Source organism: Streptomyces sp. NBC_01142, from assembly GCF_026341125.1.
GTDB lineage: Bacteria > Actinomycetota > Actinomycetes > Streptomycetales > Streptomycetaceae > Streptomyces.
Window position 1 is genome coordinate 988,701 of the sequence record NZ_JAPEOR010000001.1, and the last position, 14,062, is coordinate 1,002,762.

8 protein-coding genes are annotated in these 14,062 nt (G+C 71.5%); 5 read left to right on the forward strand and 3 right to left on the reverse strand.

All coding sequences use genetic code 11. The features are described 5' to 3' along the window. Nucleotides 1-145: 145 nt before the first annotated feature. The 3 genes from OG883_RS04760 (at nucleotide 146) to moeZ (ending at nucleotide 3,117) form a co-directional block, all read left to right on the forward strand. On the forward strand, nucleotides 146-1,105 hold the full coding sequence (locus OG883_RS04760) for an NAD(P)-dependent oxidoreductase (RefSeq protein ID WP_266535410.1): 960 nt from the start codon (nucleotides 146-148) through the stop codon (nucleotides 1,103-1,105). After that, nucleotides 1,093-1,866, forward strand: coding sequence for a spherulation-specific family 4 protein (locus OG883_RS04765; protein WP_266535411.1), 774 nt, complete (start codon nucleotides 1,093-1,095; stop codon nucleotides 1,864-1,866). The genes OG883_RS04760 and OG883_RS04765 overlap by 13 nt, the downstream gene beginning before the upstream one ends. Nucleotides 1,867-1,938: 72 nt before the next feature. Then, complete coding sequence (gene moeZ, locus OG883_RS04770; RefSeq protein WP_266535413.1) at nucleotides 1,939-3,117, forward strand: adenylyltransferase/sulfurtransferase MoeZ; 1,179 nt, start codon at nucleotides 1,939-1,941, stop codon at nucleotides 3,115-3,117. 81 nt (nucleotides 3,118-3,198) lie between these two features. On the opposite strand, the gene OG883_RS04775 is transcribed toward moeZ, so the two are convergent. The 3 genes from OG883_RS04775 to OG883_RS04785 all read right to left on the reverse strand — a co-directional run bounded on the left by OG883_RS04775 (nucleotide 3,199) and on the right by OG883_RS04785 (nucleotide 9,553). Continuing rightward, nucleotides 3,199-4,797: an alpha/beta hydrolase gene (locus OG883_RS04775; RefSeq protein ID WP_266535414.1), complete on the reverse strand. Its 1,599-nt coding sequence runs from the start codon at nucleotides 4,795-4,797 to the stop codon at nucleotides 3,199-3,201. Nucleotides 4,798-4,882: 85 nt separating this feature from the next. Next, entirely contained in the window at nucleotides 4,883-6,448 is a 1,566-nt protein-coding gene (locus tag OG883_RS04780; protein WP_266535416.1) for an alpha/beta hydrolase, read from the reverse strand. Nucleotides 6,449-6,697: 249 nt separating this feature from the next. Further along, the gene (locus tag OG883_RS04785; protein ID WP_266535418.1) at nucleotides 6,698-9,553 is read right to left on the reverse strand and encodes a flippase-like domain-containing protein; all 2,856 of its coding nucleotides are present in this window, start codon (nucleotides 9,551-9,553) and stop codon (nucleotides 6,698-6,700) included. Between the two features lie 209 nt (nucleotides 9,554-9,762). Between OG883_RS04785 and OG883_RS04790 the strand changes: the two genes are divergently transcribed. Together OG883_RS04790 and OG883_RS04795 are read left to right on the forward strand one after the other, a co-directional pair. Then, nucleotides 9,763-10,122 (forward strand): MGMT family protein, encoded by a 360-nt coding sequence (locus OG883_RS04790; RefSeq protein ID WP_266541235.1) that lies wholly within the window; start codon nucleotides 9,763-9,765, stop codon nucleotides 10,120-10,122. Between the two features lie 158 nt (nucleotides 10,123-10,280). Continuing rightward, nucleotides 10,281-13,970: an ATP-dependent DNA helicase gene (locus OG883_RS04795; RefSeq protein WP_266535421.1), complete on the forward strand. Its 3,690-nt coding sequence runs from the start codon at nucleotides 10,281-10,283 to the stop codon at nucleotides 13,968-13,970. Nucleotides 13,971-14,062 lie beyond the last annotated feature (92 nt).

The following is a 14,062-nucleotide window of genomic DNA, read 5'->3' on the forward strand; positions in this document are numbered from 1 at the left end:
AGCCGACCACCGAGGGCGCACCCGGCACCAGTACCCGCCAGCAGCGGCACGGACCCCGGCATCGACAGCAACACCCCTAAGGAGAGAGCGACATGACCCCCCAACCCCCAGCTCCGGCCCGTCGGCACCGAGGGGCGGCCGCGCGATGAGGGTGCTTCTGCTCGGTGCCAATGGATTCCTCGGCCGCTTCGTCGCCGACCGGCTGCTCGCCGACCCGGCCGTGCACCTCACCGCCCTCGGGCGCGGCGACGACGCCGACGTACGCTTCGACCTCGCGGGCGGCAGCCCGGGCGCGCTCACCCGCTTCCTGGGTGCGGTCCACCCGGGGGTCGTCATCAACTGCGCCGGGGCCACCCGCGGCGGAGCCCGCGAACTGACCCGCCACAACACGGTCGCCGTCGCCACCGTCTGCGAGGCCCTGCGCCGCAGCGGCTGCGGCGCCCGGCTCGTCCAGCTCGGCTGCGCCTCCGAGTACGGACCGTCCCAGCAGGGTTCGTCCACCGCCGAAGACGCGATCCCGCGCCCCGGCGGGCCGTACGGCGTGAGCAAACTCGCCGCCACCGAGCTGGTCCTCGGCGCCGGCCTGGACGCCGTCGTACTGCGGGTCTTCTCACCCGTCGGCCCCGGCACCCCGGCCGGCTCCCCGCTCGGCCGGCTCGCGGAGGCGATGCGCCGCGCCATGCAGTCCGGCGACGGCGAGCTCAAGCTCAGCGGCCTCGGCGTGCAGCGCGACTTCGTCGACGTACGCGACGTGGCGCGCGCCGTGCACGCCGCCTCGCTCTCCGCCGCACAGGGCGTCGTCAACATCGGAACGGGACGTGCTGTACGGCTCAGGGACGCGGCCGCCGTCCTGGCCCGCGTCGCCGGCTACGCGGGCGCGCTGCACGAACTGGACGCGCCGCCGGGACGGTCCACCATCGGATCCCCGCGCTCCGAATCCGTACTGGAGCATCTCTCCGCTGCCCCGTCGCCGTACCCCGACGGCTGCGGCAGCTGGCAGCAGGCGGATGTGCGCACCGCCCGCGACCGGCTCGGCTGGCGTCCTCGCATCAACCTCGAGGAGTCCCTCGCCGATATCTGGATGGAGGCGGCATGCCGCATCTGACCACCACCGGCACCCAGCTCTCCGCGACGGGCGCGGACCGGCTCGGCTTCGGTGTCCCCGGCTACGCCCACCCGCTCGTCGCCGCCGTCGAATGGGCGGAACTGACCCGCCCCGGCACACCGCTGCACTGGGTGGTCCTCAATGTCGCGGACGGACCCGGCGCCCGCCCCGACCCGCACTGCCTGGAGGCTGCGGGCAGGCTCCGCAACGCGGGCGTACGCGTCCTCGGGCATCTCGACATGGCGCACGGGTCGCGCTCCTTCGGGGACCTCGTCGCCGACGCGCACCACTACCTCGACTGGTACCGGGCCGACGGCTTTCTGCTGGACCGCTGCCCGGTGGAGCGCGCCGACCTGGCGGAGGTACGGCGTACGACGGCGACGCTGGAGGCCGTCCTGGACGGCGGACATCTGGTGCTGGGGCACGGCACACACCCGTACCCCGGCTATGCCGAAGCCGCCGACCAGCTGGTCACCTTCTCCGGGCCGTGGACCGACTACCGCTGGTCCCAGGCGGCGGAGTGGACGGCGGACTACCCGCCGGAGCGCTTCGCGCACTTTGTCCACGGGGTGCCGCGCACCCACCTGGAGGAGGCCACGCGCATCGCGCGCTGGCAGGGTGCCGGGACGATCTTCTTCACCGACCGGACCGCACGCGCCGATCAGTGCGCCGGCCAGAAAGGACAGAACGCACCATTCGAGGCACTGCCCGGCTACTGGGACGAAATCGTCTCGCAGATCGGACCAGGTGTCTCGGAATGAGGAGGGTCGTGGCAGTGTTACGGAGAGAACAACCGTACTGACATACCGACCATCTGCATTTATGAGGTTCCTGTGTCGCTGCCACCCCTGGTCGAGCCAGCTGCTGAGCTCACCGTCGACGAGGTCCGCAGGTACTCCCGCCACCTGATCATCCCTGATGTCGGGATGGACGGGCAGAAGCGGCTGAAGAACGCCAAGGTGCTGTGTGTGGGCGCCGGCGGCCTGGGTTCCCCGGCCCTGATGTACCTCGCGGCGGCCGGTGTCGGCACGCTCGGCATCGTGGAGTTCGACGAGGTCGACGAGTCGAACCTGCAGCGCCAGATCATCCACAGCCAGGCGGACATCGGCCGCTCCAAGGCCGCGTCCGCCCGTGACTCGGTGCTCGGCATCAACCCGTACGTGAATGTGGTCCTCCACGAAGAGCGGCTCGAGGCCGAGAACGTGATGGACATCTTCAGCCAGTACGACCTGATCGTCGACGGCACGGACAACTTCGCGACCCGCTACCTCGTCAACGACGCATGCGTGCTGCTGAACAAGCCGTACGTCTGGGGCTCGATCTACCGCTTCGACGGCCAGGCCTCGGTCTTCTGGTCCGAGCACGGTCCCTGCTACCGCTGCCTCTACCCGGAGCCCCCGCCGCCGGGCATGGTCCCGAGCTGCGCCGAGGGCGGCGTGCTGGGCGTGCTCTGCGCGTCCATCGGATCCATCCAGGTCAACGAGGCCATCAAGCTGCTCGCCGGTATCGGTGAGCCCCTGGTCGGCCGGCTGATGATCTACGACGCCCTGGAGATGCAGTACCGCCAGGTCAAGGTCCGCAAGGACCCGGACTGCGCGGTCTGCGGCGAGAACCCGACCGTCACCGAGCTCATCGACTACGAGGCCTTCTGCGGCGTCGTGTCCGAGGAGGCGCAGGAGGCGGCGGCCGGTTCGACGATCACTCCCAAGCAGCTCAAGGAGTGGATCGACGAAGGCGAGAACATCGAGATCATCGACGTCCGCGAGATCAACGAGTACGAGATCGTCTCGATCCCCGGCGCCAGGCTGATCCCGAAGAACGAGTTCCTGATGGGCACGGCGCTCGAGAGCCTGCCGCAGGACAAGAAGATCGTCCTGCACTGCAAGACGGGTGTCCGCAGTGCGGAAGTCCTTGCGGTGCTCAAGTCGGCGGGCTTCGCGGACGCGGTGCACGTGGGCGGCGGCGTCATCGGCTGGGTGCACCAGATCGAGCCGGACAAGCCGATCTACTGAGACAGCTGCAGTGTGCGGGGCCACGGACCGACGTACTGGTCCGTGGCCCCTTCTGCGCTGCTCCTGCGCTGCTCCGGGCCGCTATGAGCAGGTCGTGCCGTTCGCCGGGACCTTGCCGTCCAGCAGATACGCGTCGACCGTCCGCGTCACACAGGCGCCATTGCCGTACGCGCCGTGCCCCTCGCCCTTGTTGGTGAGCAGCACCCCGACACCCGCGCCGAGCTCGTCGGCCATCTTCTTCGCGCCCTCGTAGGGGGTCGCCGGGTCACCCGTCGTGCCGACGACCAGGATCGGGGCCGCGCTCTCCGCGGCGACCTCGGACGTCTCGGACTCACCGGGCACCGGCCAGTCGGCGCACCAGCCCGCGAGGTCCCAGGCCAGATACGGGCCGAAGACCGGCGACACCTTGGTGAACTCGGGCAGATGGCGGGACCTGACCTCGGCGGCCGTCGCCCGCCCCTTGGTGTCCGCGCAGGAGATCGCGCGCTGCGAGTGGCTCTGGGTGCTGTAACTGCCACCCTCTGAGCGGTCGTTGTACGCATCGGCCATCAGCAGCAGCCGGGAGCCGTCGCCGTTCTCGGCCTCGTCCAGGGCTTTGGTCAGGAACTGCCAGTTTTCCTCGGAGTACAGCGGCATGACGATCCCGGTGAGCGCGAGGCCCTGGGTGAGCTTGCGGTCCTCCGCGGTCGGCAGCGGCTTGCGGTCCAGCCTGTCGAGCAGCTTCACCACGCGGGCGGTGCCGTCCTGGGCGCTGATGTCCCGGCTCTTGAAGTAGTTCTCCAGGGCGCGCTGGAAGCCGCGGGCCTGGTTGAGCGCGTGCCCGGCGTAGTCGGCGGAGGGGTCGACGACCGCGTCCAGGACGAGCCGGCCGACGTTCTTCGGGTACAGGTGGGCGTAGACGCCGCCCAGCTCGGTGCCGTACGAGAAGCCGAGGTAGTGCAGCTTCTCGTCGCCGAGGACCTGGCGCATCAGATCCATGTCGCGGGCGGCGCTGGTGGTCCCGACATGCGGCAGTACCCGGCCGGACAGCCGTGCACAGCCCGCGCCGAAGGCCGTGGAGTCGTCGAGGAAGGTCTTCTCCTCCGACGGTGAGTCCGGGGTGGAGTCGAGACCGAGGGACTTCTCCGTCTCCTTGTCGCTCCGGCAGGTCACTGCGGAGGACTCCGCGACCCCGCGCGGATCGAAGCTGACCAGGTCGTAGCGGTCGTGCAGGGTGGCGAAACGCTCGGCCGCACCGGGCAGCCCGGCGACTCCGGAGCCACCGGGACCGCCGAAGTTGAACAGGAGCGAGCCGATCCGCTTCGACGGCTCCTTGACCTTTGCACGGATCAGGGCGATGCCGATCGTCTCGCCGGCGGGCTTGCGATAGTCGAGCGGCGCCTTGAGTGTGGCGCACTGCCACTGCTTGCCGGGAGGCTTCGCCTGGCTGCCCTGCGCCTTGACGGGCGCCTCACAGCGCTTCCAGCCGAGCTTCTGGCCGGTCAGCGCGGCGGACAGCGCCGGCAGCGCGGGCTGCTGCGGCGCACCCGCGGCGGGCGCCTTCGCGGAGGGAGCGGGCGGCTCGGCGTTCTTGCCGTCGTCCCCCGCCTTGTCCGTGCTGCCGCTGTCGCAGCCGACGGCCATTCCCGCCAGCAGCATCGTGACTGCGGCCAGGGCCCCCGCCCGTACCCGAATGGTCATCCCGTGCCCCCCAGGGCTATCGAAGACAGTTTCGACATCCTAGGCGGGTATCCGGGCGTCCGAGGAAGCGTCGGCGGGGGCGGGCTCATTGGCAGACGGTCCCTGCTGCCGGTGCCTTGCCCTCGAGGAGGTACTTGTTCACGGCCTGCTGCACGCACTTGTTGCCGCCGTTGTACGCGCCGTGACCCTCGCCGCGGTACGTGAGCTCGATGCCGACACCCTTGCCGAGCGCGGCGACCATCGCCTTCGCACCCGCGTACGGCGTCGCGGGGTCACCGGTGGTGCCGACGACGAGGATGGGGGCGGCGCCGGGGGCCGATACGTCGGGATGGGTCCAGACGCCCGGCACCGGCCACTCGGTGCAGCTCGTCAGACCCCAGGCGAGCCAGGGGCCGAAGACCGGGGACACCCTGCTGAACTCCGGCAGCCGTGCCTTCGCCTGCGCCATCGTGTAGCGCTCCTTGGAATCAACGCAGTTGATGGCCGCGTTGGCCGCCTGAAGATTGCTGTACTGGCCGTTCTGGTTGCGCCCGTTCATCGCGTCGGAAAGCGCGAGCAGGAGCGCGCCGTTGCCGCCGTCGGCCTCGTCGAGACCCTGCTCCAGCACCTCCCAGTACTCCTTGGAGTACAGGGCCTGCGCAATGCCGCTGGTGGCCTGGCTCTGGGTCAGATCCCGGTCGCCGATGCCGGGGATGGGCGCGGCGTCGAGCTTGGTGAGGAGCGCGATGATCTCGTTCTGGATCTCCTGCGGGGTGGAGCCGGGGAGCAGGCATTCGTCGCCGCGGTCCACGCAGTCCTTGGCGAAGTTGGTGAGGGCCAGCTGGAAGCCCTTGGCCTGGCCGAGAGAGCCCTGCTCCGAGGTCTGGGTCGGGTTGACGACGGCGTCGAAGACGGCCCGGCCGACGTTCTTCGGGTACAGGTGGGCGTAGACGCCGCCCAGCTCGGTGCCGTACGAGATGCCGAAGTAGTAGAGCTTGTCGTCGCCGAGGACCTGGCGCATCAGATCCATGTCGCGGGCGGCGTTGGTGGTGCCGACGTAGGGGAGCTCGTTGCCGGAGTTCGTCTCGCAGGCGTCGGCGAAGCTCTTCAGACTGTCGGTGAGGGTCCGCTCCTCGGCGGCGTCGTCGGGGGTCGCGTCCTGCGCGAAGAACACGTCGAGCTGCTTGTCGTCCTCGCACTCCACGCCGGCGCTGCGGCCGACTCCGCGCGGGTCGAAGCTCACCAGGTCGTAGCGGGTGTGCAGGGTCCCGTAGTCCGCCGCGGCGGGAGGCAGGGTGGAGACCCCGGAGCCGCCGGGGCCACCGAAGTTGAAGATGAGGGAGCCGATGCGTTTGTCCGCGTTGCGTGCCCTGGCACGGATCAGGGCAAGCTCGATGGTCTTGCCGTCCGGCTTGTCGTAGTCGAGCGGGACGTCCATGAAGGAGCACTCCCAGGCGACCCCGTCGGGCAGCGGCGAGGGCGGGGTCCCGCCGCCCTCCGCGGCGGAGGGAGCCGGGCACTTCTGCCAGTCCAGCTGCTGGGAGGTGAGATCCTCCGCCTTGTCCGTGTCCTCGGCCTGGTCGTCGTTGCCGGAACAGCCCACGGTGGCCAGCAGCACGGCTACGGAGGCAGCGAGGGCGGCGGCGCGCAGGCCGGAGGAGGTGGTCGGCATGCGCCCATCGTGCGCCGCGGGGGCGCACGCCGCGCGTGCGGCCGGTCCATGCGGGTGGCGTGCGGCGCGGGGGCGGGGGCGTGCCGCGTGGGCGGGTGCCGCGGGGCACCGCGCGCTCGGGTGGTGCCCATGTGCCCATCGTGCGCCGCGGGGGCCCGCCGCGCGTGCGGGTGGTCCGTACGGGTGGTGCGTGCGGTGGCCGGGGCCCCTGCGGGGCGCCCGTGAGGGCGCCGGTGCCGGCCCCCGGCGCTAGAGCGACCCCTTGCGCGTGAGGTGGCTGAAGGCGAACCACCCCGGCAGCACCGGCAGCCAGAGCGTCATCATCCGGTACAGCAGCACCGCCGGCGCGGCGACCTCCTTGGGCAGCCCCGCGAGGATCAGACCGCCCAGCAGCGCGCCCTCCACCGCGCCCACACCGCCCGGCGTCGGAGCCGCCGAGCCCAGTGCGTTGCCCGCCAGGAACACCACGGCGATGGTCGCGTAGCTCAGCGGCTGACTGCCGTTGCCGAAGGCCCGGACCGACGCGTCCAGACACATCACGAACAGGCCGGTCAGCAGCAGCATCCCGCCGATTCCGGTGAGCAGCTTCATCGGCCGCTGCAGTACGTCGAGCATGCGCGGCACCACCCCGGCGAACAGCGAACGCAGCCGCGTCGAGACGAACTTCCGCAGGAACGGGATCGCGGTCACCACCAGCACCAGCACGGCGACCGTCAGCAGACCCGCGATCACCGTCCTCGACGGGGTGAACGACGCCGTCCGCTCCGTACCGGTCAGGTAGCCGAAGAGGAGTAGCAGCATGATGTGCGCGCCGAGCCCGAAGAGCTGGGACGCGCCCACACTCGCCACGGCGAGCCCGGGCCGTACGCCCGATCGCTGAAGGAAGCGGGTGTTGAGCGCGACACCGCCGACCGCCGCCGGGGCGACGATCTTGACGAAGGACCCGGCGAGCTGGGCGACGACCGTCCGCATGAACGTCACCCTCTCGGGGACGAACCCCAGCAGGCTCATCGCCGCGGCGAAGTAGCTGAGCGCGGAGAACATCACCGCGGCGGCCACCCAGCCCCAGTGCGCCTGTTCGTAGACCGTGGCGAAGTCGATGCCTGCGAGCTGCGAGAGCAGGAAGTACGCGGCGACCGCGCCCGCGATGAAGCTGACGAGCGTACGCGGCCTGATCCGCTCGAGGCGGACCGGCTCGACCGGCGCCTGGGGCCGGATCAGCAACACCTGCCGGCGGATCTGGGAGAGCAGATCCTCCTCGCGCGCCTCGTCCATGGCCTCGTCCATGGCCTTCTTGTCGGCCTGCTTCTCCGCGCGTTCGGACTTGCGCGCGGCCTTGCGGACGTCGGCCGCCGGCTCGTCCGTCTCCTCCGCCTCTTCCGTACGGGCCCGCTTGGCGGCCGCGGAGGCTTCCAGCACCGCCTCCCGTTCGCGCTGCGAGCGTTCGCGGGCCAGCTTGCGCAGGGTGGCCCGGGTCGAGCGGCTGAGCGCGATGGGCTGGAGCAGCGGCAGACAGTCGGCGATGGCGTCCGGGCCGAGCACCTCGACCGCCGCAGCCACCGCCCGCTCCGCGCCCACCCGCAGACCGAGGGTGGTCAGCAGCTGTGCGATGTCCATGCGCAGCACCACATCGCCTGCCGCGATCTCCCCGCCGCGCAGATCGGTCAGGATCACTTTGCCGGAACGATCCACCAGGATCGCGTCGCCGGCGAGCCGCCGGTGCGCGATACGCCGCGACTGGAGCGCCTTCACCTGACGCCAGGCGCCGCGCACCAGGTCGTCGGTGATCTCGTCGTCCGCCATCGAGTCCAGGGAACGGCCGCCCAGGTGCTCGTACACCAGCATCACGGCGTCGGGACCGAGCTCTGAGGTGGCGATCAGCTTGGGGGCGTTGGCTCCGGCGGCGATCGCCGCATACGCGAGCAGCGCCTCCTGTTCCAGGGCCTGGCGCAGTGACTGGATGGACCGGCGGGTGGTGATCGAGCGCAGCGTCAGCCGCCGCCACACCCGGTAGAAGAAGCCCTGTGCCTGCTGCTCACGGTCGACGACGGTGACATCGAGCGGTGGCCCGTCCTCCAGCGACACCAGATAGCGGCGGCCGCGGTCGCCCTGATCGGCGGAGTCGGGGCCGGTCTCGGCGCGCATCGCGGTGACCGGGCGGAATCCGACATGGCGCAGACCTGCGAGGAGGGTCTGGCCGGTGGGCCGGACGTTCGGGGAGCCGACCGCGTACAGAGTTCCGTAGGCGACGGTCCAGCCGAGCAGCACGGTGAGGATGATCGAGAACGGTGTGGTGTAACCGGCGACGAGCATCGCGAAGGCGTCGAGCAGCAGCACCACCCACAGCACCACGCGCCAGCGTGGTCTTCGGGCCATCCCCACGGCCGTCATATAGGCGATGACGGGGGCGAGGTATCCGTGAACGGGATCGGTCAGACCGCCGTCGGTCTGCGCCCGGGTCAGCGCTTCCTGGAGGGTGGCGGGTGCGGCCTTGGCGACCCAGAGGTCGGTGGCGAGGGTGACGCCGTGCGCCAGGACGGCGGCGAGCACGCCGTCCGCGATACGCAGCCCGTCCCGTTTGATCAGCCGCTCGATCGCGAAGGCGACGGGGACGAGCAGCACGGCGATGCTGGACGCCAGACCGGCGATCTTGACGAGGAGGTCGGGGGCCTGGCCGGTGCCCTTGTTGATGTCCTGCTCGAGGCCCGAGGTGGTGCCGTGGGCGAACGCGGCGACGGCGAGGACCACGGCGATCGCCAGAACGCCGATGAGCAGCCGCATCAGATCGGAGGGGCGGTGCACGCGGGCGGCGAGCAGCGGCTCGTCGCCCGAGACGCGGTCGGCACGGATCACGTCGGCCTGCTGATCGGTGCCGGTGCCGGTGTTTGCCGCCTTGCCGGTGCTGTTGCTGGTGCTTGCCTCCGTGCCGTTGCTGGTACCGGCACCTGCGTCGCCGTTGCTGGTACCGGCACCTGCGTCGCCGTTGCCGGTACCTGCGTCCGTGCCGTTGCCCGTGTCGTGGTCGGCATCGGATCCGGTCTGCGGAACGGGTGCGTCCGGGTACGACTCGGACGCAGGGGTGCTTGCCGCCTTCGAAGGCTGCACGCCCTGCTCCTTAGCCGTCTCGGTCTCTTCTTGATCTCGTATCACCAGTCACCGCCCGCATGATGGTGGCACGAGCGGACGACAGAGGGGGGCATCAGGGTGCATTGCGGGGGCTTGAGGTGCGCAAGATGGGCCCCTTTGCCTCCTGGCGCCCGCTCTGCCTGCTGCCCGGCCCACGGTTCGTGGCGTTGTCGGTGGCGTGCGGCAGGATGGGTCGGATGGATGAGCTGCCGGAGTACGCGGAGAGGGTGCTGGAAGTCGCCGAGCTGATCCCGCCGGGCCGGGTGATGACGTACGGGGATATCGCGGAGTGGCTCGGGGACGGCGGACCACGCCAGGTCGGACGGGTGATGGCGCTGTACGGCGGCGCGGTGCCCTGGTGGCGGGTGGTGCGCTCGGACGGCGCGCTGCTGCCCGGCCATGAGCTGAGCGCCCTGGAGCAGTACCGCACGGAGGGAACACCGCTGCGGGAGGCCGCGCGCAGCGCCGACGGCCACGTGCCGCGCCTCGACATGAGGCGCGCGCGATGGGACGGCGGTGGTGGTGCCGGCGACAGCGCTCACATATGACAGCTTCCGCCAATCGGCGGTGTCGCGGACACCCCGAGGACCGTACGGGGTACGCGGCGGACTCGCTGCGCCCCCGCGCCGCGCTCGCGTAGCGTCTCCCGCACGCGGCACGGACCGCTCCATCACCACCAGCACACCCACCAGGACCGGCGATCCACGTGAGCTCCTCCTCCACCACCGGGCGTACGACGTACCAGCATCAGGTACGGCGGCGGTCCCCGGGCGCGTACCGGCTGGTACGTACCCCGCCGGGCCCGGTGGATCCTCCTCTCTTGGACGCAACTCAACGCACAGTGGTTGACCACCGTCACGGGCCGTTGCTCGTTCTCGCAGGTCCGGGCACCGGGAAGACCACCACGCTGGTGGAGGCCGTCGCCGCGCGCGTGGCGAAGGGGGCGGATCCGGAGCGGATCCTGGTGCTCACTTTCAGCCGTAAGGCGGCGGTGGAGCTGCGCGACCGGATGGCGCTGCGGCTCGGCGGCGCGCACGGCCCGCAGGCGACGACCTTCCACTCCTTCTGCTATGCCCTGGTCCGCGCCCACCAGGACGCCGATCTCTTCTCCGAACCGCTGCGGCTGCTGTCCGGTCCCGAGCAGGACGTCGCCGTACGTGAGCTGCTGGCGGGCCAGCTCGATCTGGAGGGCGAGGGGCTGGCCCGGCACCAGTGGCCGGACGAGCTGCGGGCGTGCCTCACCACACGTGGTTTCGCCGACGAGGTACGGGCGGTGCTCGCCCGGAGCCGTGAGCTGGGCCTCGGCCCCGACTCCCTGGCGCGCTTCGCGGCCCGCACCGGCCGCCCCGACTGGGGGGCGGCCGCATCCTTCCTCGCGGAGTACCTGGACGTTCTGGACATGCAGGGGGTGCTGGACTACGCGGAGCTGGTGCACCGCGCGGTACTGCTGGCCGAACGGATCGGCGCGCCGCACCACTTTCCGTACGACGCGGTGTTCGTGGACGAGTACCAGGACACCGACCCGGCCCAGGTGCGGCTGCTGCAGGCGCTGGCAGGGCAGGGCAGGACGCTGGTCGCCTTCGGTGACCCGGACCAGTCGATCTACGCCTTCCGTGGCGCGGACGTGAACGGCATCCTCGACTTCCCGGACGCGTTCCGGCACGCGGACGGCAGGCCGTCGGGGGTGGAGGTGCTGACGACGTCCCGCCGCAGCGGCGCGGAACTGCTGGCCTCCACACGGCTGCTGACCCGCCGGATGCCGCTGACCCGTCTCCCGTCGGAGAAGGTCCGCGCGCACCGGGAGCTGACGGCGGTCCGGGAGGGCGGCAGGGTCGAGACGTACACCTATCCGACGGCCTCCACCGAGCTCGACAACATCGCCGACATCCTGCGCCGCGCCCATCTGGAGGAGGGCGTCCCGTGGAACGAGATGGCCGTCCTGGTCCGCGCGGGCGGCCGTACGATCCCCTCACTCCGCCGTGCCCTCACCTCGGCGGGCGTCCCTCTGGAAACGGACGGCGACGACGTCCCGCTGCGCCACGAACCGGCGGTCTCCCCGTTGCTGACGGCCCTCCGCGCGGTGGCCTCGGCGGCAACCCGCCCACAGCCGGAGGCGCCCCCGACACCAGGGGCGGGGCTGTCCGGGACGGGGCTGTCCGGGACGGGGCTGTCCGACGTGCTGTCGACGCAGGATGCGCGGCTCGACCGGGCGGGCACCGAGGCCGAAGTCCTTGGTGCCCTTTCAGCTACGTCGTCGGCCGGGGCTGCGGCCGGGGGCTCAGGTGCTTCTGCGGTGGTGCTGTCGGCCGCTTCCGGCGCGGACGGCGCCGGGGCCGCGGCGGCGAAGGAGGAGCCTGAGCTCACCGCCGAGCCGAAACCCGACCCTGATCCGGAGCCCGAGCCGGAGCCCGTTCCCGAGCCGAAACCCGACCCTGATCCGGAGCCCGAGCCGGAGCCTGTTCCCGAGCCGAAACCCGACCCTGATCCGGAGCCCGCCTCCACCCCCACCCCAGACCGGGCCCCCTGGCTGAGCACCGAGACCGCCCTCATCCTCCTCGCCTCCCCCCTCGGCGGCATGGACGCCGCCGACCTCCGACGCCTCGGGCGCGCCCTCCGGGACGAGGAGCGCGCCGGGGGCAATCGCGTACCCCCGCCCTCCGACCAACTCCTCGCCCGCGCCCTCGCCGAACCCGAGCGCCTGGTCGCGCACGACCCGGCGTACGCCCGCGGTGCGCAGCGCCTCGGCGCACTCCTGCGCAAGGCGCGCGAGCTCCTCGAAGGCGGCGGCACCGCCGAAGAGGCCCTGTGGCAGCTGTGGGACGGCACCCCCTGGCCCCAGCGCCTGGAGCGCGCCGCCCTCCGCGGCGGCGCGCCGGGCCGCAACGCCGACCGCGACCTCGACGCCGTCTGCGCCCTCTTCGACAACGCCGCCCGCGCCGAGGAACGCACCGGCGGCCGCGGCGCCCTCAACTTCCTGGAAGAGCTGGACGCCCAGGACATCGCCGCCGACACCCTCGCCAAGCGAAGCGTCCGCCCCGACGCCGTACGTCTGATGACGGCCCATCGCTCCAAGGGCCTCGAATGGAGCCTGGTCGTCGTCGCCGGCGTACAGGAGGGTCTCTGGCCCGACCTCCGCCGCCGCGGCTCCCTCCTCGAGGCCGACCGCATCGGCCGGGACGGCCTCGCCGAGCCCCTCACCCCCGGCGCCCTCCTCGCCGAGGAGCGCCGCCTTTTCTACGTCGCAGCCACCCGCGCCCGCGACCGCCTCGTCGTCACCGCAGTCAAGGCCCCCGCCGACGACGGCGACCAGCCCTCCCGCTTCCTCACCGAACTCGGCACAGAGCCCAAGGACGTCACCGGTCGCCCGCGCCGCCCTCTCGCCGTCGCCGCGCTCGTCGCCGAGCTGCGCGCCACCACCGTGGACCCGCAGGCGAGCGAAGCACTGCGCGACGCCGCCGCCCACCGCCTGGCCCGTCTCGCCGCGCTCACCGACGAGGAGGGCCAGCCGCTCGTACCGGCAGCCCACCCCTACCGCTGGTGGGGCCTGTACGACCCGACGCACAGCGCGATCCCCCTCCGGGACCGGAACCAGCCCGTCACTCTCTCCGGCAGCGCACTGGACCAGCTCGCCAACACCTGCGCACTCCAGTGGTTCCTGGGGCGCGAGGTGAAGGCGGATGCTCCCGCCACCGCCGCCCAGGGCTTCGGCAACGTCGTCCACGTACTCGCGGACGAGGTCGCCTCCGGGCAGACCCCCGCCGACCTCGCTGTTCTCATGGAGCGCCTCGACTCCGTCTGGAACGCCCTCGTCTTCGACGCACCCTGGAAGTCGCAGCAGGAGAAGGAGCACGCGCGCGTGGCGCTCGAACGCTTCCTGCGCTGGCACGTCATGGACCGCGGCGGCCGCGCCCCCGCCGCCACCGAGCACGACTTCGACGTGACGCTCGAAGCCGGTGAGTACGCGGTACGGATCCGTGGCTCCATGGACCGCGTCGAGCGGGACGAACACGGCCGCGCGTACGTCGTCGACTTCAAGACCGGCAAGCAGGCGCCCACCAGGGACGAGGTCGCGCGCCACCCCCAGCTCGCCGTCTACCAGCTCGCCGTGCGCGAGGGGGCGGTCGACGAGGCCTTCGACGGCCGGCGCCCGGAGCCCGGCGGCGCCGAACTCGTACAGCTGCGCCAGGCTGCCGCCAAGAAGGAGGGCGGCGACGACTTCCCCAAGATTCAGGCCCAGGAACCCCTCTCCGGCGAATGGGTCGGAGATCTGCTCGCCACCGCCGCCGGACGCGTACTCGACGAACGCTTCACGCCGGCCAGCGGGCAGCACTGCACCCACTGTTCCTTCCGCGCCTCGTGCAGCGTGCAGCCGGAAGGCCGCCAAATAGTGGAATGATCGGTGTTTTGCCACACTTCGTCACCTTTTATTGCATCCAATGAAGGTCCACGGCCGTCGCATCGGCATGCGACGGCAAGACGGCAAGCGGA